This is a genomic window from Amycolatopsis sp. NBC_00348 (assembly GCF_036114655.1).
Lineage (GTDB): Bacteria > Actinomycetota > Actinomycetes > Mycobacteriales > Pseudonocardiaceae > Amycolatopsis.
Window position 1 is genome coordinate 5,957,579 of record NZ_CP107994.1, and the last position, 24,966, is coordinate 5,982,544.

Annotated in this window: 18 protein-coding genes and 3 rRNA genes; 12 read left to right on the forward strand and 9 right to left on the reverse strand. The window is 67.0% G+C overall.

From position 1 onward, the window contains the following. Window positions 1-19 precede the first annotated feature (19 nt). Both OHS58_RS25655 and OHS58_RS25660 read right to left on the reverse strand, forming a co-directional pair. Window positions 20-955 carry an LLM class F420-dependent oxidoreductase gene (locus OHS58_RS25655; protein ID WP_326955098.1) on the reverse strand — a complete coding sequence of 312 codons (936 nt, stop codon included), beginning with the start codon at window positions 953-955 and terminating at the stop codon, window positions 20-22. 5 nt (window positions 956-960) lie between these two features. Next, entirely contained in the window at window positions 961-1,581 is a 621-nt protein-coding gene (locus tag OHS58_RS25660) for a TetR/AcrR family transcriptional regulator (RefSeq protein WP_326947303.1), read from the reverse strand. A gap of 131 nt (window positions 1,582-1,712) precedes the next feature. On the opposite strand from OHS58_RS25660, the gene OHS58_RS25665 reads away from it, so the two are divergent. Genes OHS58_RS25665 through OHS58_RS25680 form a run of 4 tightly spaced genes read left to right on the forward strand, consistent with a single transcriptional unit; the run spans window position 1,713 to window position 4,938 of the window. Beyond that, on the forward strand, window positions 1,713-2,237 hold the full coding sequence (locus tag OHS58_RS25665) for a hypothetical protein (RefSeq protein ID WP_328644251.1): 525 nt from the start codon (window positions 1,713-1,715) through the stop codon (window positions 2,235-2,237). An 18-nt stretch (window positions 2,238-2,255) separates the two neighbouring features. Next, window positions 2,256-3,206: an oxidoreductase gene (locus OHS58_RS25670; RefSeq protein ID WP_328644252.1), complete on the forward strand. Its 951-nt coding sequence runs from the start codon at window positions 2,256-2,258 to the stop codon at window positions 3,204-3,206. A 37-nt stretch (window positions 3,207-3,243) separates the two neighbouring features. Further along, a complete protein-coding gene (gene lipA, locus OHS58_RS25675) occupies window positions 3,244-4,245 on the forward strand; it encodes a lipoyl synthase (RefSeq protein WP_328644253.1) in 1,002 nt (333 codons plus the stop codon). 45 nt (window positions 4,246-4,290) lie between these two features. Beyond that, the gene (locus OHS58_RS25680; RefSeq protein WP_247062643.1) at window positions 4,291-4,938 is read left to right on the forward strand and encodes a DedA family protein; all 648 of its coding nucleotides are present in this window, start codon (window positions 4,291-4,293) and stop codon (window positions 4,936-4,938) included. Window positions 4,939-5,056: 118 nt separating this feature from the next. Here the strand turns inward: OHS58_RS25680 and OHS58_RS25685 are convergent, their stop codons facing one another. The 3 genes from OHS58_RS25685 to OHS58_RS25695 all read right to left on the reverse strand — a co-directional run bounded on the left by OHS58_RS25685 (window position 5,057) and on the right by OHS58_RS25695 (window position 7,460). After that, entirely contained in the window at window positions 5,057-5,827 is a 771-nt protein-coding gene (locus OHS58_RS25685) for a hypothetical protein (RefSeq protein ID WP_328644254.1), read from the reverse strand. A 1-nt stretch (window position 5,828) separates the two neighbouring features. After that, complete coding sequence (locus OHS58_RS25690; protein WP_328644255.1) at window positions 5,829-6,395, reverse strand: papain-like cysteine protease family protein; 567 nt, start codon at window positions 6,393-6,395, stop codon at window positions 5,829-5,831. 99 nt (window positions 6,396-6,494) lie between these two features. Further along, window positions 6,495-7,460, reverse strand: a complete 966-nt coding sequence (locus OHS58_RS25695) for a LysR family transcriptional regulator (RefSeq protein ID WP_326947296.1) — start codon at window positions 7,458-7,460, stop codon at window positions 6,495-6,497. A 70-nt stretch (window positions 7,461-7,530) separates the two neighbouring features. Between OHS58_RS25695 and OHS58_RS25700 the strand changes: the two genes are divergently transcribed. Both OHS58_RS25700 and OHS58_RS25705 read left to right on the forward strand, forming a co-directional pair. After that, entirely contained in the window at window positions 7,531-8,400 is an 870-nt protein-coding gene (locus tag OHS58_RS25700; RefSeq protein ID WP_328644256.1) for a patatin-like phospholipase family protein, read from the forward strand. A 103-nt stretch (window positions 8,401-8,503) separates the two neighbouring features. Further along, window positions 8,504-9,715, forward strand: a complete 1,212-nt coding sequence (locus OHS58_RS25705; RefSeq protein WP_326947294.1) for a L,D-transpeptidase — start codon at window positions 8,504-8,506, stop codon at window positions 9,713-9,715. A gap of 1,310 nt (window positions 9,716-11,025) precedes the next feature. Here the strand turns inward: OHS58_RS25705 and rrf are convergent. From rrf to OHS58_RS25720, 3 genes are all read right to left on the reverse strand, one after another. Next, window positions 11,026-11,142, reverse strand: a 5S ribosomal RNA gene (gene rrf, locus OHS58_RS25710). 81 nt (window positions 11,143-11,223) lie between these two features. Continuing rightward, window positions 11,224-14,345, reverse strand: a 23S ribosomal RNA gene (locus tag OHS58_RS25715). A gap of 326 nt (window positions 14,346-14,671) precedes the next feature. Further along, a 16S ribosomal RNA gene (locus tag OHS58_RS25720) occupies window positions 14,672-16,187 on the reverse strand. Together the 16S, 23S and 5S rRNA genes form the textbook arrangement of a ribosomal RNA operon. Window positions 16,188-16,664: 477 nt before the next feature. Here OHS58_RS25720 and OHS58_RS25725 point away from each other — a divergent pair. Together OHS58_RS25725 and OHS58_RS25730 are read left to right on the forward strand one after the other, a co-directional pair. Next, window positions 16,665-17,468, forward strand: a complete 804-nt coding sequence (locus OHS58_RS25725) for an alpha/beta fold hydrolase (protein ID WP_328644257.1) — start codon at window positions 16,665-16,667, stop codon at window positions 17,466-17,468. Continuing rightward, on the forward strand, window positions 17,465-18,223 hold the full coding sequence (locus OHS58_RS25730; RefSeq protein WP_328644258.1) for an SDR family oxidoreductase: 759 nt from the start codon (window positions 17,465-17,467) through the stop codon (window positions 18,221-18,223). The genes OHS58_RS25725 and OHS58_RS25730 overlap by 4 nt, the downstream gene beginning before the upstream one ends. Here the strand turns inward: OHS58_RS25730 and OHS58_RS25735 are convergent. Continuing rightward, window positions 18,220-19,764, reverse strand: coding sequence for an IS1634 family transposase (locus OHS58_RS25735; RefSeq protein WP_326943517.1), 1,545 nt, complete (start codon window positions 19,762-19,764; stop codon window positions 18,220-18,222). The genes OHS58_RS25730 and OHS58_RS25735 overlap by 4 nt on opposite strands. A 153-nt stretch (window positions 19,765-19,917) precedes the next feature. On the opposite strand from OHS58_RS25735, the gene OHS58_RS25740 reads away from it, so the two are divergent. From OHS58_RS25740 to OHS58_RS25755, 4 genes are all read left to right on the forward strand, one after another. Beyond that, window positions 19,918-22,515 (forward strand): bifunctional FO biosynthesis protein CofGH, encoded by a 2,598-nt coding sequence (locus tag OHS58_RS25740; RefSeq protein ID WP_328644259.1) that lies wholly within the window; start codon window positions 19,918-19,920, stop codon window positions 22,513-22,515. 49 nt (window positions 22,516-22,564) lie between these two features. Further along, window positions 22,565-23,098, forward strand: coding sequence for a DUF4232 domain-containing protein (locus OHS58_RS25745; protein WP_328644260.1), 534 nt, complete (start codon window positions 22,565-22,567; stop codon window positions 23,096-23,098). A 111-nt stretch (window positions 23,099-23,209) separates the two neighbouring features. Next, window positions 23,210-24,067, forward strand: a complete 858-nt coding sequence (locus OHS58_RS25750; protein ID WP_328644261.1) for a HalD/BesD family halogenase — start codon at window positions 23,210-23,212, stop codon at window positions 24,065-24,067. A gap of 17 nt (window positions 24,068-24,084) precedes the next feature. Beyond that, window positions 24,085-24,963: a class I SAM-dependent methyltransferase gene (locus OHS58_RS25755; RefSeq protein ID WP_328644262.1), complete on the forward strand. Its 879-nt coding sequence runs from the start codon at window positions 24,085-24,087 to the stop codon at window positions 24,961-24,963. Window positions 24,964-24,966: the final 3 nt, after the last annotated feature.

Below are 24,966 nucleotides of genomic sequence, written 5' to 3' on the forward strand. Positions count from 1 at the left end.
GCCTTCACGGCTTTGAAGCTCAGTCCAGCTGCGGGGCGACCTCGGCGGCGATGAGGTCGATCTGGTCCAGGTCGGACAGGTCCAGCAGCTGCAGGTAGACGCGGGTGATCCCGGTCTTCTCGCGCCACTGCCCGATCCGGTCGACGACCTCGGCGGGCGAGCCGGCCAGGCCGCTCTCCCGCAGCCCGGCGACGTCGCGCCCGATGGCCGACGCCCGGCGCTCGACCTCGGCGTCGTCGCGGCCGACGCCGATGACCAGCGCCACCGAGCGCAGGATCTCCTTCGGGTCGCGGCCGATCTCCTGCGCCGCCGCCTCGACTCGGGCGAACTGCGCGGCCGCGGACTCCTGGTCGGCGAACGGCAGGTTGAACTCGTCGGCGAAGCGCGCGGCCAGCGCCGGTGTGCGCTTCTTGCCCGAGCCGCCGATGATCACCGGCGGGGCCGGCGACTGGGCCGGCTTCGGCAGCGCCGGCGAGTCGGTCAGCGTGTAGTGGCCGCCCGTGAAGGAGTACGTCTCCCCCGCCGGCGTCTTCCACAGCCCGGTGATGATCTCGAGCTGCTCGGCGTAGCGGTCGAAGCGCTCCTTCAGCGGCGGCAGCGTGAGGCCGTACGCCTCGTGCTCGGCGTCGTACCAGCCGGCGCCGAAGCCGAACTCCACCCGCCCGCCGGACATCTGGTCGACCTGCGCCACCGAGATGGCCAGCGGCCCGGGGTGGCGGAAGGTCGCCGCGGTGACGAGCGTGCCGAGCCGGATCCGGCTGGTCTCCCGGGCCAGGCCGGCGAGCGTGATCCACGCGTCGGTCGGGCCGGGCAGGCCGTCGGCGTCTCCCATCCTCAGGTAGTGGTCGCTGCGGAAGAAAGCGTCGTAGCCGGCGGCTTCGGTCGCCTTGGCGACGCGCAGCAGGTCGTCGTAGCTGGCCCCTTGCTGGGGCTCGGTGAAGATCCTCAAGTCCACGAAGATCAGCCTATAGACGGAGCGGCCTCTTCGCCGTCGGTGCGCCGCAGGCGGACCAGCATGCGGACGATCACGTCCTCGATCTCGGCGCCGACCTTCTTCGGGTCCGGCGAGCTGGCGATCTCGGTGGCCGCGCTCGACAGCGCGCCGAACAGCAGCCGCGCGGTGACCTCGACCGGCACCGGCTCGACCTCTCCCGCGTCGATCAGCGACTGCAGGCCCGTGCGCACCAGCCCGAAGCTGCACCGTTCCTCGGCCTCGCGCCAGCGTTCCCAGCCCATCACGACCGGCGCCTCGTGGATGGCGATCCGCTGGTAGGCGGGGTCGAGGCAGGCGCGGATGAACGCGTTGAGGCCGCCGAGGGCCCGCTCCCAGGGGGTGCCCTCGCCGTTCATGATCTTGTCCAGGCGGTCGTAGACGAGGCTTTCGACCGAGTCGAACGCGGCTTCGAACAGGGCCTGCTTGCCGCTGAAGTGGTGGTAGAGCGCGCCCTTCGTCACCCGGGCGCGCTTGGCGATCTCGTCGAGCGAGGTCCCCGCGTACCCGCGCTTGGTGATCAGTTCCACCGCGCTGTCGACCAGCGCCGACCGCGTCGACTCGGAGTAGTCGAGTCGCCTGGACCTCATTGTCGCCACCTTCACAACTTTACGCCCGGAGGACCTCTCCATACCCATGGTATGTTCACCGGGTCAGGTCCGTACCGGGAGTATGCCGCAGACCCGCGGTATGACCCCCGCCACGGAAGGGGAGCCACACCATGAGCTGGACCGACTTCTACCGACGTCAGGAAATCCTCGAAGCCACCGTCCGCCAAGCGGGCCGGAACCCGGGCGCGCCGCTGCCGCTCGACGAGGTCCCCGGAGCCGAGGACCACTTCGGCTGCGAGGAGAACGTCCTCGCCGCCCTGCAGTACAAGTGGACGCAGGTGCTGGCCGGCCGGCTGCGCACCGAGGTCACCGACCCGGACGACGCCGACGGCTTCGGCGACCACGTCGACGCCGTCACCCGCGCCTGGCGCGCCACCGTCGACGAGCACGAGACGCTGCGCGCGGTGCTCGACGGCGGGCTCGAGCGCCACGCGTCGCTGCGCCGCATGCACGAGGGTGAGCTGCGGATGCTCGCCGTCACCTCGGGGCTGGCCGACCCGCGTGAGCCGGCCGACGAGATCACCAAGGTGGGCCACACGCTCGAGGCGCTGCTGCGCACGAGCCGTGAGCAGTCCCACTGCCCGCGCCGCCCGATGATGAGCGGCTTGCGGCGCCTGCTCGCGCCAAGCGCGTAACCACGGTTAAGTAAGCGCATGACTGAGCGTTGGGCCGAAGCCGACATCGCCGACCAGACCGGCCGCACCGCGGTGGTCACCGGCGCGAACTCCGGCCTCGGCCTCCGCACGGCCGAGGTGCTCGCGGGCAAGGGGGCCCGCGTGCTCCTCGCGTGCCGCTCCGCCGAACGCGGCGCGAAAGCCCTCGAGCAGGTGCGCGCGGCCGCCTCGGGCGCCGCACCCGAGCTCGTCAAGCTGGACCTGGCCGACCTCGCTTCGGTGCGCGAAGCCGCCGCATCGGTGCGGGAACGCACCGGCGACCGGCTGGACCTGCTGATCAACAACGCCGGGCTGATGATGACGCCACGCGGCAAGACCGCCGACGGCTTCGAGACCCAGTTCGGCACCAACCACCTCGGGCACGCGGCGCTGACCTGGCTGCTGCTGCCCGCGTTGCGCGGCGGCAGCGGCGCCCGCGTCGTCACACTTTCGAGTGTCGCCGCGACCGGCGCGCGCATCGACGTCGCCGACCCGAACTTCGAGCACCGCCGCTACAACCCGGGCGCCGCCTACGGCCAGTCGAAGCTGGCCAATCAGGTGTTCGCGCTCGACCTGAACCGCCGGCTGCGTGCCGCCGGCGACGACGTCCTCAGCGTCGCCGCCCACCCGGGTTACACGTGGACCGGCCTCGGCCAGGGCATGGCCCGCTCCTACCGGAACCCGGTGCTGCGCGCCGTGATCGGCGGCGGCAACCGGCTCGGCGAGATCCTGCTGGCCCAGGGCCCCCGCATGGGCGCGCTCCCCCAGCTGTACGCGGCCACCGCGGACGGCATCGAAGGCGGCGAATACATCGGCCCGCGCGGCGTCGGCGGCCTGCGGGGTCACCCCGTGAAGGTGAACCCGCTGACGCCCGCGCGCAGCGAGGCGCTGGGGGCCGCGTTGTGGGACCTCACCGCGAAGTTGACCGGCGTCACGCCCGACCCCGCGTAGGCGGAACGGCCTGTGCGGCGGGCGTACGCTTGATCCCGTGAGTGCTGCGCCTGAAGGCCGGAAGCTGCTGCGTCTCGAAGTCCGCAACAGCGAAACGCCGATCGAGAAGAAGCCGCCGTGGATCAAGACGCGAGTGCGGATGGGCCCGGAGTTCACCGAACTCAAGGGCCTCGTGCGCCGCGAGGGTCTGCACACCGTCTGCGAAGAAGCGGGCTGTCCCAACATCTACGAGTGCTGGGAAGACCGCGAAGCCACGTTCCTCATCGGCGGCGACCAATGCACCCGCCGGTGTGATTTCTGTCAGATCGACACGGGTAAACCGGCCGAGCTGGACCGGACGGAGCCGCGGAAGGTCGCGGAGTCCGTCCAGGCCATGGGCCTGCGGTACTCGACGATCACCGGCGTCGCTCGTGACGACCTCGCCGATGGTGGGGCCTGGCTGTACGCCGAGACCGTGCGCCAGATCCACTCGCTGAACCCGGGTACCGGTGTCGAACTGCTGATCCCGGACTTCAACGCGGACCCGGAGCAGCTGGCCGAGGTCTTCGGCTCGCGGCCGGAAGTGCTGGCCCACAACGTCGAAACGGTCCCGCGGATCTTCAAGCGCATCCGTCCCGGCTTCCGTTACGTGCGCTCCCTCGACGTCATCACGGCCGCACGCGAAGCCGGTCTGGTGACGAAGTCGAACCTGATCCTCGGCATGGGCGAGACGCCCGACGAGGTCGCCCCGGCGATGCAGGACCTGGTCGACGCGGGCTGCGAGATCCTGACGATCACGCAGTACCTGCGGCCTTCGCCGCGGCACCACCCGGTGGACCGGTGGGTGAAGCCGGAGGAGTTCGTGGAGCACTCGAACGCCGCCGAGGCGATGGGCTTCGCGGGCGTGATGGCGGGGCCGCTCGTGCGGTCGTCGTACCGCGCGGGACGTCTTTACGCCCAGACCAAGGCCCACCGTGGTGAGGTCCTGCCGGAGAACCTGCAGCACCTCGCGGTCGAAGGCCCCGCCGCCCAGGAAGCCGCGTCGCTGCTGGCGCGGTGACCGACGCCACACCACCGACCTTAAAGGATCGGTAAAGTGGCGCGCATGGCCCTGGTTTCGGATCTCCTCAGCTGGTTGCAAGGACTCCCGGAACCGGGGCTCGTCGCGGCGACCGGCGGACTGGTCTTCGCCGAGTGCACGATCGGCCTGGGTTTCCTGGCCCCGGGCGAATCCGGCCTGCTCATCGCCGCGACGACCGCGAACACGGTCGCCCGCTTCCTGGCACTGTGGACGGTCGTCACGCTGTGCGCGACAGCGGGCGACGCCCTCGGCTACGTCATCGGCCGCCGCTTCGGACCCCGGCTGCGCGAGACGAAGCTGATCCGCAAGTACGGCCTCGAAGCCTGGGACAAGGCCACGTCGGTCCTGGAACGCCGGGGCGCGTGGGCGGTGTTCTTCGCGAGGTTCCTGCCGGTGATCCGCACGCTGACACCGGCCGCGGCGGGGACGTCCGGCCTGCCGTTCCGCCGGTTCCTGCCGGCGGCCGCGGCGGGCGCGTTCTGCTGGTCGCTGGTCCACATCAGCATCGGCGCCGCCCTGGGCGAAGCGGCGAAGCGCATCGAAGGCGCGTTGAACACGGGCGGCTTGATCGTGATCGGCGTGCTGGCGGCGGTCGCGGTGTTCTTCTTGCTGCGCTTGAAGAAGCGCAAGACGCTCGCGGCCGCCGAACCGGAGTCCGAGCGCGTTCCCTGAAGCGGAAAGCCCTGAAGGGCACCCTCACGGCCTTTAACGCCCTGAAGGTGCCCCTCACGGCGTGAGAGCCGGGTCCACGAGGGTGCGGCCCGAGACGCCAGGCCGCACCCTCCCGGCGTCAGCGACGGGCGCGCGTCGCCTTGCCGGTGGCCCAGCCGATCAAGCCGAGCGCCAACAGCGCCCCACCGGCGACGAACGGCCAGGAACCGGTGCCCGGCACGGACGGCGCCGGAACGGGGGTGGCGGCGAGGTCGTAGCCGCCGAGCTTGCCCTGCGCCCGGTACGCCGAACCGGGCAGCTTGTCGCCGTACAACCGGTGCACCAGCTGCTGGTACGCCGGCACCGCGACACCGTCGCCGACCCGCGAGCGGGCCGGGTCGTTGAGCGGCAGCACCCGGCCGTCGCGGATCCGGTACCAGGCGTTGACCTGCGGCTCGGTGAACACGACGTCCGCACCCGCCTGCGCCGGGTAGGTCACCTCCTCGGTGCCGGTGGTGAAGTTGGTCGCCGCCCAGCCCGACGCCTCCGGGGTGAGCCAGACCGTCGCCTGCCGGCCCGTCGACGCCTGCGTCCGCACGGCGAAGTACGCGAACGCCGCCGGCTGCGCGTCCGGCGTCCCGGCGACGAACGCGGGGTCGAGCGAGTAGACGCGCAACGGCTCACCGGTGACGCGCGGCGCCTGCTCCGCGTCGGCCCGCGCGACGCCGGAACGCTGGTCGAGCTGGCCGAAGAACGACGACAGCTTCGCCGTCGTGTCCGCCGAGGCGAGCGCCTGCTTGGCCGCCGTGACGTCGGTGCCGGACGGTTCCGAAGCCGAAGCCGTGCCGCCGAAGCCGAGCACCAGGGCGGAGCCGGCGAGGAGGGTGACGAGTCCGCGGTAGAGGTTCATGTCACGCCCCGATCCGGTAGAGGGACTGGGCCCACTGGAACTGCCCGTTGCGCACGTAGCTCGAGTGCGCCATCGCGCTGTAGCGCTGGCTGCTCGGCCACGGGTCGCCGTAGTAGACGAGCCCGCTCGCGTCGTAGCCGTAGATCACCTGGGCGTGGCCGCCGCCGGCCGTCCAGTAGATGCCCGTCTCGACCGGGCGCCGCGCGGTGATCTCGCTCTGCACAGCCGCGAAGCTCAGCGCGCTGGTCACGGTGCCGGGCCGCAGCCCGAGCGCCTGGTAGCCGCGCTGCACGTACGTCAGCTCGCCGGCCTGGTTGGGGCACTGCGAACCGGCCGGGTAGCCGCGGGAGTAGTCGCAGAACGTGTTCTGGCTGACGTTCGAGCCGTAGCCCAGGAACCGCGCGATGGTCAGGCCGCTCGCGGCCCAGCACCACTGGTTCTGTTCCTGCACGAGCTGGCTGATGGCCAGGGTGGTGGCGGCCCGTGGGGCGGCCGTCGCGGGCGGGGAGAACAAGCCGGCCAGCGCGACGCACAGCACGCCGATCGCCAGTGATCGTCTGAGGTGCATTCGTTGCTCCTTGTCGGCAACAGGTGGGGACTTCGTGAGCGTCTCCCGTTGCCGCGCCGGGCAGTAATCCCAGCGGGGATAACACCGGCGTTATGCCGCCTATCGGGCGGAGACCAACCGTTCGCCCGGTTCCTCCGGATGCTGGCGGCACCACCGCGCGAAGTGCGGGTTCCGCTGCCGCGACGCGACGTAGGCGACCTCGGCGCAGCGGAACACCTCGTCGGTCGCCGGCGTGCGGGCGTCGTCCTCCCGTGTCGCGAACAGCAGCGTGGTCCACAGCGGGTCCCCGGCGAGCGGCAACGCGAGCAGCCCGGGCGGCGGAGCGGACGCGGCCTGCGCGAGGCACACCGCCCCCTGCGCGATCAGCGTCCCGGCGGTACCCGCCTCGGACGTGAAGTGCCGCACCCGCGGCGTGAACCCGGCGGCCGCGCAGGCCTGCAGGAACCGCACGCGCACGCAGTTCTCGTGCGGTGGCGGCAGGATCCAGTCGACGCCGGCCAGATCGGCGAGGTCGACGACGCCGCCGCGGATGGCCGGGTGGCCCTGCGCGATCCCGACGAAGATCGGCTCGGTGGCCAGCGTCCGCACGGTCAGCCCGGCGTAGTGGTGCGGCTCGGTGCCGTCGAACCGTTCGAGCAGCGCGACGTCCACCCGGCCGGTCGAAAGCAGCTTCAGCAGGGTCAGCGACGCCGGCTCGGCGTACGTCTGGACGTCGAGCGTCTTCCCCAGCTCTTCGATGAACCGGCCGATGATGAGCAGCGGCACGTACCCGATCTTCAGGGTTTCCGCGACGCTCTCGCCGTGCCGCCGGGCGGTCGCGACGAGGGCCTGCATGTCGGACAGCAGGGCGTCGGCGCGGGCGAGCACGAACCGGCCGAGCTCGGTCGGGCGCACGCCGCTGGGCTCGCGGACGAACAGGTCGCCGCCGAGGATGCGTTCGATGCGCTTGAGCTGGGCGGTGAGGGCAGGCTGGCTGACGCCCAGCACGGTGGCCGCGCGGCTCACACTGCCGCCGTCGGCGACGGCGCGGACGGCCCGGAGATGGCGCAGTTCCAGCTCGGCCACGTCCAGCAGGTTAACGCCGGCTTCACGGCCGGCACGACCTGCGAAAGTCGGGCTTACTACATTCGGCGGTATGAGTTTCGCGGATCTTCCCCGGCCGGTCGGCTTCGTCCTCGGTGGTGGCGGCAGTCTCGGCGCGATGCAGGTCGGCATGCTGCGCGCGGTCGCCGAGGCCGGGATCACCCCGGACCTCGCGGTCGGCACGTCGGTCGGCTCGCTCAACGCGGCCGTGCTGGCCCTGACCCGCGACGACCCGATCGAGCGGCTGCGTGGCATCTGGGCGCACATGACGCGGGACGAGGCGTTCCCCGGCGGTGTGTTCAGCCGCGTCCGGACGCTGACGCAGAGCAAGACGCACCTGTTCACCAACCGCGGCCTGACGAAGATCATCGACGAGCACGTCGGCGCCGGGCGCCGGTTCGAGGACCTGGCGCTGCCGCTGGGCGTCGTCACCACGCAGGTCGACACGGCCGAGCCGCTGCTGATCCGGTCCGGACCCCTGCTGACGCCGCTGCTGGCCAGCTGCGCGATCCCGGGGATCTTCCCGCCGGTCGAGCACGAGGGGCGGTTGCTCTACGACGGCGGGCTCGTCGCGAACGTCCCGATGCGGCAGGCGCTGGCGATGGGTGCGCAGTCGCTGGTGGTGTTCGACTGCGCGTTCCCCGGGAAGCTGCCGAGCGCGCCGCGGACGTTCGCCGAGGTGATGATGTTCACCGCGATGATCAGCATGCGGAACCAGGCCGTGCTGGAGGCGCCCCTCGCGGCGTCCCGGGTGCCGGTGGTGTACCTGCCCGGGCCGGCACCCGCACGGGTGAACCCGCTGGACTTCGGTCACACGGACGCGCTGGCCACCGAGGCCTACGACGCGGCGCGGGAGTTCCTCGACGGGATTTCGGTGTCCGGTGCGGGGCTTTACGGCGCCCCTGGTCTGGTCGTCACGTGATCCACGTCACGACGATGCACCGATCCGGTCGGAAGGACGTCATCGCTATCGCGTAGTTTTGATGGTAATGCCCGCCGATCCCAATTTCCCAAAAAGAGACAATATGCTCCCCAAGAAGACTTTACTTTCGGTGGCCGGGATTCTCGCCGGAGCACTGCTGCTTTCCGCCTGCTCGTCCGGTGACGACGGTGGTTCGCCCACCGGCGGGGCGCCGACGTCCGGATCCGAGGCGCCATCCGCGAACCCGGTGGCGGTGACGTTCGAGCCGGCGGGCGGCGCCAACGTGAACCCCGCGACCCCCGTCGTCGTCAAGGCGGCCAACGGGAAGCTCATCGACGTCACGATCACCAACACGGCGAAGGGGAAGCCGGTGGCCGGCAAGCTGGCGACGGACTCCCTCAGCTGGACGTCCAGCGAACCGCTCGGCTACGGCGCGACGTACAAGATCGTCGCGCACGCCCAGGGCGCCGACGGGAAGCCGATCGAGCAGGACAACCAGATCAGCACGATCGCCCCGAAGAAGCAGGCCAACGCCAACCTGATCCCGGCGCCGTCCGCGGTGGCGAGCACGGGTGTCGGTGTCGGGCAGCCGATCGTCTTCAGCTTCGGCAAGATCGCCGTCAAGAACAAGGCGGACGTCGAGAAGGCCCTCACGGTGGAGTCGACGCCGAAGCAGGAGGGCAGCTGGTACTGGATCGACGACTCGAACGTCCACTACCGGCCGAAGGAGTACTGGAAGGCCGGCACCACGCTGAAGGTCACGGCGAAGATCTACGGCGTCGATTTCGGAAACGGCGTCTTCGGTGCCGAGGATCGTACGGAGACGTACAAGGTGCACGATTCCTGGATCGCGAAAGCGGACGGGAACACCGAGCAGATGCAGATCTTCCACAACGGCGCGATGGTGAAGGCCATGCCCATCTCGATGGGCAAGGACGCGACGCCGACGCATTTGGGCGCGCACATCATTTCGGACAAGCAGGCCAACTACACGATGGACTCGTGCACGTACGGCGTCTGCCCGCCCGACCCGAAGGCGTACCGCTCCAACGAGAAGTTCTCACAGCGCATTTCGAACGACGGCGAGTTCGTCCACGAGAACCCGAACAGCGTGGGCCAGCAGGGAAGCTCGAACGTCTCCCACGGCTGCATCAACTTGAATGCCGCAAACGCCCAGTGGTTCTTCCAGAACCTGGGCCTGGGCGACGTAGTAGAGGTAACCAACTCGGGCGGCCCCCAGCTCCCAGTCTGGGACCTGTACGGCGACTGGTCCAAGTCCTGGGCAGACTGGCAAGCCGGCTCGGCGGTGAAGTAACTGCGGTTGTTTTGGTCAGGGGCCGGGAGCTTTCGCTCCCGGCCCCTTTCTTTTGTGCTCGCTTCGCAAGTCATGCCCCGAGAGCTCACACGGGTACGTCGCTGATCACGCAGGCCGCGGTTCAGCCCCCATCCGGGCCAAGTCTGGTGAGCCAGCCGCTGCAGCCCCCACTCGCGACGAAGTCCGTGGGCCAGCAGCCATAGCCCCCTCTGCGACGAGTCCGTAAGCCAGCAGCCGTAGCCCGAGCCAGGCTCTATCCGCGGCCAGCCCGGTGAGCCAGTCGCTACAGCCGAGTAGCAGCCAGGGATCCCGCCGCCGGCGCGAGACCCCCTATCGGCCAGCCACTCGGCGATCCGCCACCGCAGCGGGACTCAGTCGCCCAATCACCCGTTGATCCGTCGCCAGCGCGGAACCCAGTCAGCCAGCCGGGCGATGCTCCCGGCCGCCACGTACTCAGGGATGGCAGCCGTCGTAGCCGGCTCGACAGCTACACAGGCCGCACGCGTAGCCGATAGGGGCATCGACAACCTGCGGGGAGGCTTCAGCCGTGACTGGCGGGGTATCTCGCGTGATCCGCGGGCATCACCTGTGCTCCGGCGGGCATCACTCGGATCGGACATCACCCGGATTGTGAGGCCGGAAGCAGGGCGCTGCGGTGATCGGAGCCGCAACTCACGTGATCCCGCACGGATCTCGCGTGATCCCGGGCGGGAATCGTGTGATACGGCCGGGATCTACGTGATTCCAGACGGGTCTCGCGTGAGTGAAGCCGGAACTCGCGTGATTGACACCGGAACTCGCGCACCGCCCGGAGAGCAGCTCGCACACCCGAACAGTCAGCCCGCATACTCAGCCGGTCAGTTCGCGTACCCAGGCAGTCGGCTTACGTACCCGGCCGGTCGGCTTACATCCCGAACGGTCAGCTCCCGTACCTAGGCTGTCGGCTCCCGTGATCGAAGCGCCGGCCACCTGCGATCCAGAGGTCGGCACCCGTGATCAGACAGTCGACACCCGTGATTCATGGGTCACCACGTGACCAGACCGCCGACTCGCGTGTGTGAAGGGTCAACTCGCGTGATTGAAGCGCCGACTCGCGTGATCAGAAGGTCAACACGCGCTTCAAGAGCCGGCGCGCGTGATTGGAGAGCCGACACGTGATTCAGGAGTCGACACGTGTGATGGGAGGGTCGACACGGTTGAGGGCCGACCGGGTGCTGTGGTGCCGGCGGCACCTGGTTTTGGGCATGAGAAAAGGGCCTGGCTCGGGAGAACTAGTGTTCTCGACCGGGCCAGGCCCTTCTCAACGAAATGTTCGGCGGTGTCCTACTCTCCCACAACCCTTCGGTTGCAGTACCATCGGCGCTGTCAAGCTTAGCTTCCGGGTTCGGAATGGGACCGGGCGTTTCCCTGACGCTAAAACCACCGAAACACTATCAAACACCCACACCCCCCAAAAACAGAGGGCCGTGTGGTGTTTCAGAACCGTAGAGTGGATGCGTAACACCTTCGTAGACAAGTCCTCGGCCTATTAGTACCAGTCAACTCGACAACACATTACTGTGCTTCCATATCTGGCCTATCAACCCAATGGTCTATTGGGGGCCTTAACCCACAAAGGGTGGGATACCTCATCTTGGAACAGGCTTCCCGCTTAGATGCCTTCAGCGGTTATCCCTTCCGAACGTGGCCAACCAGCCATGCCCCTGGCGGGACAACTGGCACACCAGAGGTTCGTCCGTCCCGGTCCTCTCGTACTAGGGACAGCCTTCCTCAAGTATCCTACGCGCGCGGCGGATAGGGACCGAACTGTCTCACGACGTTCTAAACCCAGCTCGCGTGCCGCTTTAATGGGCGAACAGCCCAACCCTTGGGACCTACTCCGGCCCCAGGATGCGACGAGCCGACATCGAGGTGCCAAACCATGCCGTCGATATGGACTCTTGGGCAAGATCAGCCTGTTATCCCCGGGGTACCTTTTATCCGTTGAGCGACACCCCTTCCACCAGGTGGTGCCGGATCACTAGTCCCGACTTTCGTCCCTGCTCGACATGTCTGTCTCACAGTCAAGCTCCCTTGTGCACTTGCACTCAACACCTGATTGCCAACCAGGCTGAGGGAACCTTTGGGCGCCTCCGTTACTCTTTAGGAGGCAACCGCCCCAGTTAAACTACCCATCAGGCACTGTCCCTGAACCAGATCATGGCCCGAGGTTCAGATTCCCAATTCGACCAGAGTGGTATTTCAACAATGACTCCACAGTAACTAGCGTCACCGCTTCACAGTCTCCCACCTATCCTACACAAGCCGAACCGAAAACCAATACCAAACTATAGTAAAGGTCCCGGGGTCTTTCCGTCCTGCCGCGCGTAACGAGCATCTTTACTCGTAGTGCAATTTCGCCGGGCCTGTGGTTGAGACAGCCGGAAAGTCGTTACGCCATTCGTGCAGGTCGGAACTTACCCGACAAGGAATTTCGCTACCTTAGGATGGTTATAGTTACCACCGCCGTTTACTGGCGCTTAAATTCTCAGCTTCACCCCCGAAGGGATTAACCGGTCCTCTTAACGTTCCAGCACCGGGCAGGCGTCAGTCCATATACATCGTCTTGCGACTTCGCATGGACCTGTGTTTTTAGTAAACAGTCGCTTTCCGCTGGTCTCTGCGGCCACCCACCCCTAGTCCGTAAAGGACTTCAGGATGTTTGGCCCCCCTTCTCCCGAAGTTACGGGGGCATTTTGCCGAGTTCCTTAACCACAGTTCACCCGATCGCCTTAGTATTCTCTACCTGACCACCTGTGTTGGTTTGGGGTACGGGCCGTGCATGCACTCACTAGAGGCTTTTCTCGGCAGCATAGGATCACTCTACTTCACCTCAAACGGCTACGCATCACGTCTCAGAGTATATAAAGCACGGATTTGCCTATGCTTTCTCCTACACGCTTACACCAGGACAACCATCGCCTGGCGGAGCTACCTTCCTGCGTCACCCCATCGCTTGACTACTACGAAATCAGGTCCCACGCTCCACACACACCCCTCCATCCGAAGACTTTGGGACATGGCTTTGGGTGGTTAGTATCAAACGCCTCGTCATGGGCGCACATGCTCGGGTACGGGAATATCAACCCGTTGTCCATCGACTACGCCTGTCGGCCTCGCCTTAGGTCCCGACTTACCCTGGGCGGATTAGCCTGGCCCAGGAACCCTTGGTCATCCGGCGGCAGAGTTTCTCACTCTGCATTCGCTACTCATGCCTGCATTCTCACTCCCACACCCTCCACCGCTAGCTTCCGCCACGGCTTCCCTGGGTGCAGGACGCTCCCCTACCCATCAACACGACTACACAAGGACTTCAAGAGCCCAAGTGGATCTATTGTGTCAATGACACAGCTTCGGCGGTGTGCTTAAGCCCCGCTACATTGTCGGCGCAGGACCACTTGACCAGTGAGCTATTACGCACTCTTTCAAGGGTGGCTGCTTCTAAGCCAACCTCCTGGTTGTCTGGGCAATCCCACATCCTTTCCCACTGAGCACACACTTAGGGGCCTTAGCTGGTGTTCTGGGCTGTTTCCCTCTCGACGACGAAGCTTATCCCCCGCCGTCTCACTGCCGCACTCTCACACCACGGTATTCGGAGTTTGGTTGATTTCGGTAACCCGGTAAGGCCCCTAGACCATCCAGTAGCTCTACCCCCGTGGTGAAACATGCGACGCTGCACCTAAATGCATTTCGGGGAGAACCAGCTATCACGGAGTTTGATTGGCCTTTCACCCCTACCCACAGCTCATCCCCTCAGTTTTCAACCTAAGTGGGTTCGGGCCTCCACGACGTCTTACCGTCGCTTCACCCTGGCCATGGGTAGATCACTCCGCTTCGGGTCTAGACCACGCGACTCATTCGCCCTATTCAGACTCGCTTTCGCTACGGCTACCCCACACGGGTTAACCTCGCCACGCAGCACTAACTCGCAGGCTCATTCTTCAAAAGGCACGCCATCACCATTACAGCTCTGACGGCTTGTAGGCACACGGTTTCAGGTACTCTTTCACTCCCCTCCCGGGGTACTTTTCATCTTTCCCTCACGGTACTAGTCCGCTATCGGTCTTCAGGAAGTATTTAGGCTTACCGGGTGGTCCCGGCAGATTCACAGCAAATTCCACGAGCTCGCTGCTACTCGGGAACACCACCAAGAACAACAACACAAGTTTTCGCGTACGGGGCTCTCACCCACTCCGGCCGCCCATCCCAAGGCGTTCCACTAACCCATGCGTCAATTCCGAAGAAATGTCAGTTCCTTCAAGGCGGGTCCCACAACACCGACTACACAACCCCTGACAGGTATCACATGCAATCGGTTTAGCCTCTTCCGCTTTCGCTCGCCACTACTCACGGAATCACGGTTGTTTTCTCTTCCTACGGGTACTGAGATGTTTCACTTCCCCGCGTTCCCTCCACACACCCTATATATTCAGGTGCGGGTAACACCACATCACTGGTGCTGGGTTTCCCCATTCGGAAATCCTCGGATCACAGCTCGGTTGACAGCTCCCCGAGGCTTATCGCAGCCTCCTACGTCCTTCATCGGCTCCTGAAGCCAAGACATCCACCATGTGCCCTTAACAACTTGACCACAAAGATGCTCGCATCCACTCTACAGTTCTCAAACACCACACCAGAAACAAACCACATTCCCAGGCTGTGTAAGCCCTAAGGCGTGTTGCCTCAGGACCCAACAGTGTGCATAGCAAACAATCACCCTCCGAGGCGCCGGCTACCCGTTCCACGATCCTTGCGGACCAGTACTAGAGGAGGCATTGCCAACCAAGAGTGACCATAACCAGTAGTTCCACAATTCCTTGAGCAAGCCCGGCAACACTGCATTCGAGTGTTAAACCGTGCCCACCCCACGCTCTTGGTCCGGGTATCCCGGGAACGTGGATGTGTTGTGCTCCTTAGAAAGGAGGTGATCCAGCCGCACCTTCCGGTACGGCTACCTTGTTACGACTTCGTCCCAATCGCCAGTCCCACCTTCGACCACTCCCTCCCCGAGGGGTTGGGCCATGGGCTTCGGGTGTTACCGACTTTCATGACGTGACGGGCGGTGTGTACAAGGCCCGGGAACGTATTCACCGCAGCGTTGCTGATCTGCGATTACTAGCGACTCCGACTTCACGCAGTCGAGTTGCAGACTGCGATCCGAACTGAGACCGGCTTTAAGGGATTCGCTCCACCTCGCGGTATCGCAGCCCTCTGTACCAGCCATTGTAGCATGTGTGAAGCCCTGGACATAAGGGGCATGATGACTTGACGTCATCCCCACCTTCCTCCGAGTTGACCCCGGCAGTCTCCCACGAGTCCCCGCCATAACGCGCTGGCAACGTAGGATAAGGGTTGCGCTCGTTGCGGGACTTAACCCAACATCTCACGACACGAGCTGACGACAGCCATGCACCACCTGTACACCAACCACAAGGGAAGCCCCATCTCTGGGGATGTCTGGCGCATGTCAAGCCCAGGTAAGGTTCTTCGCGTTGCATCGAATTAATCCACATGCTCCGCCGCTTGTGCGGGCCCCCGTCAATTCCTTTGAGTTTTAGCCTTGCGGCCGTACTCCCCAGGCGGGGTGCTTAATGCGTTAGCTACGGCACGGACAACGTGGAATGTCGCCCACACCTAGCACCCACCGTTTACAGCGTGGACTACCAGGGTATCTAATCCTGTTCGCTCCCCACGCTTTCGCTCCTCAGCGTCAGTATCGGCCCAGAGACCCGCCTTCGCCACCGGTGTTCCTCCTGATATCTGCGCATTTCACCGCTACACCAGGAATTCCAGTCTCCCCTACCGAACTCAAGTCTGCCCGTATCGACTGCACGCTGAAGGTTAAGCCTCCAGATTTCACAGCCGACGCGACAAACCGCCTACGAGCTCTTTACGCCCAATAAATCCGGACAACGCTTGCACCCTACGTATTACCGCGGCTGCTGGCACGTAGTTAGCCGGTGCTTCTTATCCAGGTACCGTCACTTGCGCTTCGTCCCTGGCGAAAGAGGTTTACAACCCGAAGGCCGTCATCCCTCACGCGGCGTCGCTGCATCAGGCTTTCGCCCATTGTGCAATATTCCCCACTGCTGCCTCCCGTAGGAGTCTGGGCCGTGTCTCAGTCCCAGTGTGGCCGGTCACCCTCTCAGGCCGGCTACCCGTCGTCGCCTTGGTAGGCCACTACCCCACCAACAAGCTGATAGGCCGCGGGTTCATCCTGCACCGCCAGAACTTTCAACAACACTCCATGCGAAGCGTTGTGATATCCGGTATTAGACCTCGTTTCCAAGGCTTATCCCAGAGTGCAGGGCAGATTACCCACGTGTTACTCACCCGTTCGCCACTAATCCACCCGAAGGCTTCATCGTTCGACTTGCATGTGTTAAGCACGCCGCCAGCGTTCGTCCTGAGCCAGGATCAAACTCTCCAACAATGAATAGTTTGATCGAGACTATGTACTCAATCATTCTCAAAGGAACCTCATACGAGGTTATATATAAGCTCTACTGGCTTAGTTCACTAGCACACTGTTGAGTTCTCAAGCAACACACTCTGGAATCACCCGCGTTATCGGCGGGCTCAACCTCGGCGATTGTTTCAAGCTATTTTGGTGGGACACCCACTCAATCGCTTTTGCGAGAGCTTGGTTCGTGTCCCCGCCGCTCGGTTTCCCTGGCGACTTGGAGAACTTTACATGCCCCGAAACTACCCGAAACAGGGGGGTCCGTTAACAAGATCAGCGCAGGTCAGAACCCCTGACGGAGCCCGTCCGAGCCCCAGTGTGCCCTCGGAGCCCCGAGAGCGCCAGGGGAAATCCCGGGAACCAGCCGAGGAGAGCACGCAAAGAACATTGCTCCGAGTACATTGCGTCGTATTGCTCCGCGGCAAAGCTCCGCCTAGCGTCGAAGACATGACCTCCACTCACGACGACGCGGGACCGAAGGACGCGACCACCGTCCTGCTCGTCCACGGCCACCCCTTCGACCGCTCGATGTGGCGGCCCCAGGTCGAGCACCTGACCGAGCTGGGCTACCGCGTCGTCGTCCCCGACCTCCGCGGCTACGGCACCCACAAGAACGGCACCCACAAGACCGAAGCGACCAAGACCGGCCTCGACGTCTTCGCGAACGACCTCGTCGAGCTGGCCGATCACCTCGGGATAGAGAGCTTCGTGCTCGGTGGCCTCTCCATGGGCGGCCAGATCGTCATGCAGACCGTCGCCCGCCACCCGGACCGCGTCAGCGCCCTCCTGCTGGCCGACACCTTCGCCGGCCTGGACACCCCCGAGGTGAAGCAGGGCCGGATCGACACCGCGGCGAGGATCACCGGGGAAGGGATGGAGCGCTACGCCGAGGAGCTGCTCCCCAAGATGATCTCGCCACAGACCCGCGCGACCAGGCCGGACGTCGAGGAGCACGTCAGAAGGATGATGCGCGACGCTCCCGCCGAGGGCGCCGCGGCCGCACTGAGAGGACGCGCCGAGCGCCCGGACTACACCCCCGGGCTCAGGAACATAGACGTGCCGACCCTGGTCGTAGTGGGGAGTGACGACGAGTTCACCCCGGTCCACGACGCCGAACGCATCCACCGGGAAGTGCGGGGTTCGACCCTGGTGGTGATCGACGGCGCGGGCCACTTGCCTAACCTGGAGCGCGAGACCGAGTTCAACGAAGCGCTCAGCACCTTCCTGACCACAAGCGGAGCCAAGCCATGACCCAGCAGACCGTGTTCGTGACCGGCGCCAGCGCCGGCTTCGGTGACGCCATCACCCGCCGGTTCGTCGCCGAGGGTGCCCGGGTGATCGCCGTCGCGCGCAGTGAGGACAAGCTCGAGAAGCTCGCCGGGGAGCTCGGCGACGCCGTCCTCACGCTCAAGCTCGACGTCAGCGACCCCGAAGCGGTCAAGACGAAGATCGACGGCCTGCCCGAGGCGTGGCGCGAGGTCGACGTCCTGGTCAACAACGCCGGCCTGGCGAAGGGCCTCCAGCCCGCGCACCAGGCCGACCTCGCCGACTGGGACGAGATGATCGCGACCAACGTCCGCGGCCTCACCCACGTCACGCGCGCGCTGCTGCCCGGGATGGTCGAGCGCGGCCGCGGCCACGTGCTCAACATCGGCTCGATCGCCGGCACCTACCCCTACCCCGGCGGCAACGTCTACGGCGCGACCAAGGCGTTCGTCCACCAGTTCAGCCTCAACCTGCGCAGCGACCTGCACGGCACCGGCGTCCGGGTGACGAACATCGAGCCCGGCATGGTCGGCGGCACGGACTTCTCGAAGGTCCGCTTCGACGGCGACCAGAGCAAGGCCGACAAGGTCTACGCGGGCACCACCCCGCTGACCGCGGACGACGTCGCCGAGTCGGTCTACTGGGCCGCGAGCCAGCCGAAGCACGTGAACATCAACGTCATCGAGCTGATGCCGGTGGTGCAGAGCTTCTCCGCGCTGCAGATCCACCGCGAGTCCTAAAAGAGGGCGAAGAGCGCCTGCTGCGCCGGGTCCCGCTCGGTCGGCCGGCGCCCGGTCCGCGGCCGCCCGCCGGTCGACGGGTAGTGCAGCACCAGCTCGCCGATGCCCGCGAGCCGCTCGAGCAGCTCGCTCACGGACAGGTTCATCCCGGCCCGGTCGGCCTCGCGCCGCATCAGGTGCGTCACCGTCGCGGCGAGCACCGAGACGAGCCCGTGCGCGGCGATGCGCTGCCGCGTCCACTCCCAGCGCGGAGTGGGGCCGGTGACGGCGGGCCCGGTCAGCCAGCGGAACGTCGACTCGAGGTGGGTGCGCGCCCGGTAGGCGGTGACGAGCTCGGCGACCGGCCAGTCCCGGTCGGTGACCAGCACCTGCTTGCCGAAGAACTCGTCGTCGAGGCGGGCGACGGCGGCGGTGTCGATCCGCCGCTCGAGGCGGATCTCCCCGGCCCGGCTCCCGCTCAGCACCGCGGTGAGCACGCGTTCGACGCGCCGGCCGCGAGTGACGCGGCCGATCTCGGCGTGCACCTGGGCGCGGTCGCCGCGGTGGGTGCCCGCCGCGAGGGCGCCGGCCAGGCCGTCCAGCTCGCGGGTCGCGGTGGCCAGCTCGTCGGCGAACGCACGGGACTGCGCCGCGTGCAGCGTCGCCGAGTGCGTGAGGACGACCCGCCGCCGGACGCCGTCGACGACCGCGTGCGTGTCGAGCGCGGTGAGGCCGGCGAACCGCTCGGGGTCGACGCGCTTGCGGGCGGACGCGGGCTGGGTCAGCAGCTCGGGGTGGTCGGTCAGCGGCAGCGAGCCGACGAACCCGCTGCGTGAGCCCAGGTCGAGCTGGGCGGCCTGGCCCGTGTGGAAGATGAGCGTCGCCGGGCCCAGCTCGCCGGTCAGCGCGGCGAACGTCGGGGCCGTGCCGTCGTCGCGCCGGTACAGCCGCGAGCCGAGCGGGATCGCCCCGTCGCGGGTCACCCGCAGGCCCACGCCGGCGAGCACGCTCTGGCAGGCCGAGGGCAGCGTGCAGTCCGCGGCAGCGAACGCGGCGAACTGCGGGACGTCGACGGCGAGGGCCGCGTGGTCGTCGAGGATCTCCAAGACCGCGGCGGCGACGGTCTCCTCGATGCGCGTGATCCGTTCGGGGGTCAGCCTTTCCAGCGCCCGCCAGAATCCTTCCACTGTGGACACCCGGGGCCGCACCAGGTCCGGGGCGGCCCCGGTCGCCCACCAGTCCGCGATCGGCGTGTCCGGCGCGGTGGCCCGGTGCAGCACCGCGATCGCCAGCGTCAGCCCGAGCGTGGTCTTCGCGCGCTGGGGCCCGGCGACCTCGTCGACGCGGCGGACGAAGTCGAGCCGGCGCAGCGTCGCCCACACCGCGGCGACGTCGCCGTACGCGCGGTAGCGTGCCGACGCCGGTTCACCGCCCGGGACGGCGCGGGCGATCTCGTCGGCGGTACCGAGATAACGTTGAGTCACCACACGCGGCTTGCCGTCCACTCGCGCGGACTCCGCGAGGTAGTAGTACGTCCGTCCGCCGATCTTCTTCCCGATCACCGAGGCCACCCTTTAGGTAATACACGCCGGACGGCTGATCGACAACCATCCCGCCGCGCTGACCTGCGACGACGATCACGATCCACGATCGGGTGAGCCGGGTGGGGAAGACACACTGGCTGGTCGCACGAGGACGGTCCTAGCGTGGGCGGAATGGGACCCGATCCTGACGCCACCACCCCGACCGCCTCCGCGATGCGCCGTGCGCTCGCCCGGGCGCGTGACGGGAAGACACTCGACGTAGCCGAGGCGAGCGTCCTGCTGCACGCCCGCGGTGAAGATCTGGGGAAGCTGTCCGAGTACGCCTCCCGCATCCGTGACGCCGGTCTCGCCGAGGCCGGCCGCGCGGGTGTCATCACCTACAGCCGCAAGGTCTTCATCCCGCTCACCCGGCTCTGCCGCGACCGCTGCGGCTACTGCACGTTCGTCACCGTGCCCGGCCGGCTCGAATCGCCGTTCCTCTCGCCCGACGAGGTCCTCGACATCGCCCGCAAGGGTGCGGAGATGGGCTGCAAGGAGGCCCTCTTCACCCTCGGCGACCGGCCCGAGGACCGCTGGACGGCCGCCCGCGACTGGCTGGACGCGCACGGCTACGACGACACGCTCTCCTACGTCCGCGCGATGGCGATCCGGGTGCTGGAAGAGACCGGCCTGCTGCCGCACCTCAACCCCGGGGTCCTGACCTGGCAGGACTTCCAGCGGCTCAAGCCGGTCGCGCCGTCGATGGGCATGATGCTGGAGACCACCGCCACCCGGCTGTGGAGCGAGAAGGGCGGCCCGCACTACGGGTCGCCGGACAAGGACCCCGCCGTCCGGCTGCGCGTGCTCGAAGACGCCGGCCGCAGCAGCGTCCCGTTCACCACCGGCGTGCTGATCGGCATCGGCGAGACGCACGAGGAGCGCGCGGACGCGCTGTTCGAGATCCGCAAGGTCGCCAAGACCTACGGCGGCGTCCAGGAAGTCATCGTGCAGAACTTCCGGGCCAAGCCGGACACGAAGATGCGCGCGACGCCGGACGCCGACCTCGAAGAGCTGGCCGCGAACATCGCCGTGGCGCGGCTCGTGCTCGGCCCGAAGATGCGCATCCAGGCGCCGCCGAACCTGATCGGCAACCAGTACGACCTGATGATCCGCGCCGGGATCGACGACTGGGGCGGCGTCTCGCCGCTGACCCCGGACCACGTCAACCCGGAACGCGCGTGGCCGCAGATCGACGAGCTGGCCCGCCGCACCGAGAAGGCCGGCTTCGAGCTGAAGGAACGGCTTACGATCTACCCCGAGTACGTCAAGGCCGGCGAGCCGTGGCTGGACCCGCGGATCACCCGGCACGTCGCCGCGCTCGTCGACCCGGCCACCGGGATGGCGCGCGAGGACGCGATGCCGGTCGGCATCCCGTGGCAGGAGCCGGACGGCGGCTGGCAGCAGTCCGGCCGCACCGACCTGCACACCGAGATCGACACCACCGGCCGCACGGAAGACCGCCGGAGCGACTTCGACTCGGTGTACGGGGACTGGAAGGAGATCGGCGACCGGATCAAGACCGGGCCGCAGAAGTTCGACTCCACCGTCCTGGAAGCCTTGCGCAGTGCGGAAAAGGACCCCGCCGGACTGTCCGACGACGCCGCGCTCGCACTGCTGTCCGCCGACGGCAAGGAGCTCGACGCCTTCACGAAGCTCGCCGACGACCTGCGGCGCGAGACGGTCGGCGACGACGTCACGTTCGTCGTCACGCGGAACATCAACTTCACCAACGTCTGCTACACGGGGTGCCGCTTCTGCGCCTTCGCCCAGCGTCGCACCGACGCCGACGCGTACACGCTCTCGCTGGAGCAGGTCGGCGACCGCGTCGACGAGGCGTGGGCCGCGGGCGCGACCGAGATCTGCATGCAGGGCGGCATCCACCCGGACCTGCCGGGCACCGCGTACTTCGACCTCGCGGCCGAGGTCAAGCGCCGGCAGCCGGGCATCCACCTGCACTCCTACAGCCCGATGGAGGTCGTGAACGGCGCTTCGCGGACCAACCTCTCGCTGCGCGACTGGCTGATCCAGGCGAAGGAGTCCGGCGTCGACTCGCTGCCGGGCACGGCCGCGGAGATCCTCGACGACGACGTCCGCTGGGTGCTCACCAAGGGCAAGCTGCCGACGTCGGAGTGGATCAAGGTCGTCACCACCGCGCACGAGGTCGGCCTGCCGACGACGTCCACGATGATGTACGGCCACGTCGACACGCCGGCGCACTGGGTCGCGCACCTGAAGCTGCTCGCGAAGCTGCAGCGCGACGGCCTCGAGAAGCACGGCAAGCGCGGTTTCTCCGAGTTCGTGCTGCTGCCGTTCATCCACCAGAGCTCGCCGATCTACCTCGCCGGGCTCGCCCGGCCGGGGGCGACGCAGAACGAGAACCGGGCGGTGCACGCGCTGTCCCGGCTGCTGCTGCACGGGATGATCGACAACATCCAGAGCTCCTGGGTGAAGCTCGGCACCGAGGGCAGCCGCGCGGTGCTGCAGGGCGGCGTCAACGACATCGGCGGCACGCTGATGGAGGAGACGATCAGCCGGATGGCCGGCGCGTCGAACGGCTCGTACAAGACGATCAGCGACATGCGCGAGATGGTCGAGCCGCTGGGCCGCCCGCTCGTGCAGCGGACGACGGGCTACGGCCGGCCCTCGGCCGAGCGGATCGCCGCGGCGGAGGCGTCCGACGGCGTCGCCACCGCGGTGCGCAAGCCGCTGCTGCCGTTGCTTACGCCGTAGAACCGGTAGCGGGCGCCCGGCTCCGGGGCGCCCGCTACTCTTCGGCCGCATGGGGGTTTTCCGCTTCGCACCACTTCTCTTCGTCGCGCTTCTCGCGGGTTGCGGCACTCCGCCGCCTCTGCCGCCCGTCCCGTTGCCGACCACGACGCCGAGCCCGACGTACGCGCCGCCGCCGTCGAGCGGTCTGTCCCTGTCGGTCGGCCAGGTCGAAGCCGGGCTCGGGCACCGCGCGAGCGTGCTGACGCTGACCAACCGGGACAGCGAGCCGCGCAAGGTCACCGGCTACCCGGATCTGAAGCTGCTCGACGCCGCCGGCACGGTCGTCGAGGTGAAGGTCGAGCACGGGACGTCGTACTTCGCGCGTGACCTCGGACCGCAGAACGTGACGCTCAAGCCCGGCGAGAAGGTCGCGGCCGTGCTCGCGTGGTCGGCGACCGTGACGTCCGGGGACAAGCACACCGGTGCCGCGATCTCGGTGGTCCCCGTCCCGGGCGAACCCGCGCAGAGCCAGCCGCTGGACACCGACCTCGGCACCACGGACACCGTCACCGTCAGCTCCTGGGCGACCGAAATCGGCAGCTGACCACTTTGTGTCACCGCTCACAAACCCACGGTTCACCGCCGGGGCCTTGTGCTACTTGTTTTCCTCACGACCAGGGCAAGCACCGTAGCTTCACCTGCCGGAAGGACTTCGATGAGCACCTCCGTGGCCGCGCTGGACATGATCGACTCGGACCGCTATCCGCTCACTGATACCGGCAGCGAAGCGTGGCGGGCGGTCGTCGCCCGCACCCGCGCGGACCTCGCCGACGTCGGCTGCAGCGTCCTCGCCGACTTCATCCGGCCGGAGCTGCACGAGGTCCTGCGGGCCGAGTGCGCCGCACTCGAACCGCACGCGTACACGAAGGTCGAAAAGGTCAACGCCTACAACACCGCGATCGACGCGGACCTGCCCGATGACCACCCCGGCCGGCAGATCATGGAGCGGGGCAACGCCTTCGTCGCCCGCGACCACATCCCGGCCGGCGCGATCATCGGCCGGCTCCACGGCAGCCCGGTGTTCCAGCGGTTCATCGCCGACTGTTTCGGATTGCCGGAGCTGCACGAGCTCGCGGACCCGCTGTCCGGGCTGACGCTCAACGTGATCGCGCCCGGCCGCGCGCACCCGTGGCACTTCGACACGAACTCCTACACCGTCAGCATGCTGACGCAGGCCGCGAGCGACGGCGGGACGTTCGAATACTGCCCGAACATCCGTTCCGCCGAGGCGGAAAACTTCTCCGCCGTGCGGGGCGTTCTTTCCGGCGAAAGCACCCATCCGGTCCAGCGCCTCGGCCTCCGTCCGGGCGATCTGCAGTTGTTCAAAGGCCGCTTCGCCTTGCATCGGGTCACTAGGGTGGAAGGGAAGATCGCGCGCCACTCGGCGATCTTCGCTTACAGCGAGCGCCCCGGCGTCATCGGCAGCCCGGAGCGGACCAGGCAGCTCTTCGGCCGGGTCCTGCCTGAGCACCTGGCTGGTCACGCTGTGCGGGGCGACGCCCTGCTCGACTAGATCTAGGAGCCTGGCCCGTGCCTTTCGACTCGACCGGCAAGATCTCGTTCGACCACATTTACACCGCGCCCGACCCCCGTCCGTTCTTCGGAACGTTGCAGCGCGTGGATTACCAGATTCCGCAACTGGCGAAGCCGTACTTCACGAAACTGATCGAGGAATACCAGGCGGAACGCGGAATCGCGCGGCCGACCGTGCTCGACGTCGGCTGTTCCTACGGCGTCAACAGCGCGTTGCTGCGGTGCGAAACGACCCTGGACGACCTCTACGAGCAGTACACCGCGCCCGGCGTCGAGAGCCTCGACCGCACCGCCCTGCTCGAGCGCGACCAGCGGCTCGTGCGCAGCCGCGCGACCTCCGACGGTGCCCGGTTCTTCGGCCTCGACGCCGCGGGGGCGGCGCTGGACTACGCGCGTGAAGCGGGCTTCCTGGACGAGACGATCTACGCCGACTTCGAGCGCTACGACCCGGACGAGAAGCAGCAGGCGCTCCTCGATCAGGTGGACCTCGTCGTGTCGACCGGCTGTGTCGGCTACGTCACCGAGAAGACGATCGCCCGGATCGCGCGCGGCTCCCGGCCGTGGATGGCGCACTTCGTGCTCCGGATGTTCTCCTACGACCCGGTCGCCGAAAGCCTCGCCGAGCTGGGCTACGAGACCGCGGCCATCGACGGCGTGTACCGCCAGCGGCGGTTCGCCTCCACCGAGGAGCAGGAGCACATCCTCGACGCGCTGGGCACCGCCGGCGTCGACCCCGAAGGGCTCGAGGCCGAGGGCTGGCTCTACGCGCAGCTGTATGTTTCCCGACCGAAGAAGGGCGCGGCCGCCGGGCTCGCGTCCACGCTCAACGCCGTCGCCACCGAAGACGAAGAAACCGCACCCGACGAACGAGGATGACAG

What these genes read in the sequence shown, in the direction of transcription:
- OHS58_RS25660 (WP_326947303.1), bottom strand. Translation starts at nt 1,581, where the DNA reads ATGAGGTCCAGGCGACTCGACTACTCCGAGTCGACGCGGTCGGCGCTG.
- OHS58_RS25665 (WP_328644251.1), top strand. Translation starts at nt 1,713, where the DNA reads ATGAGCTGGACCGACTTCTACCGACGTCAGGAAATCCTCGAAGCCACC.
- OHS58_RS25670 (WP_328644252.1), top strand. Translation starts at nt 2,256, where the DNA reads ATGACTGAGCGTTGGGCCGAAGCCGACATCGCCGACCAGACCGGCCGC.
- OHS58_RS25680 (WP_247062643.1), top strand. Translation starts at nt 4,291, where the DNA reads ATGGCCCTGGTTTCGGATCTCCTCAGCTGGTTGCAAGGACTCCCGGAA.
- OHS58_RS25685 (WP_328644254.1), bottom strand. Translation starts at nt 5,827, where the DNA reads ATGAACCTCTACCGCGGACTCGTCACCCTCCTCGCCGGCTCCGCCCTG.
- OHS58_RS25690 (WP_328644255.1), bottom strand. Translation starts at nt 6,395, where the DNA reads ATGCACCTCAGACGATCACTGGCGATCGGCGTGCTGTGCGTCGCGCTG.
- OHS58_RS25700 (WP_328644256.1), top strand. Translation starts at nt 7,531, where the DNA reads ATGAGTTTCGCGGATCTTCCCCGGCCGGTCGGCTTCGTCCTCGGTGGT.
- OHS58_RS25705 (WP_326947294.1), top strand. Translation starts at nt 8,504, where the DNA reads ATGCTCCCCAAGAAGACTTTACTTTCGGTGGCCGGGATTCTCGCCGGA.
- OHS58_RS25725 (WP_328644257.1), top strand. Translation starts at nt 16,665, where the DNA reads ATGACCTCCACTCACGACGACGCGGGACCGAAGGACGCGACCACCGTC.
- OHS58_RS25730 (WP_328644258.1), top strand. Translation starts at nt 17,465, where the DNA reads ATGACCCAGCAGACCGTGTTCGTGACCGGCGCCAGCGCCGGCTTCGGT.
- OHS58_RS25740 (WP_328644259.1), top strand. Translation starts at nt 19,918, where the DNA reads ATGGGACCCGATCCTGACGCCACCACCCCGACCGCCTCCGCGATGCGC.
- OHS58_RS25745 (WP_328644260.1), top strand. Translation starts at nt 22,565, where the DNA reads ATGGGGGTTTTCCGCTTCGCACCACTTCTCTTCGTCGCGCTTCTCGCG.
- OHS58_RS25750 (WP_328644261.1), top strand. Translation starts at nt 23,210, where the DNA reads ATGAGCACCTCCGTGGCCGCGCTGGACATGATCGACTCGGACCGCTAT.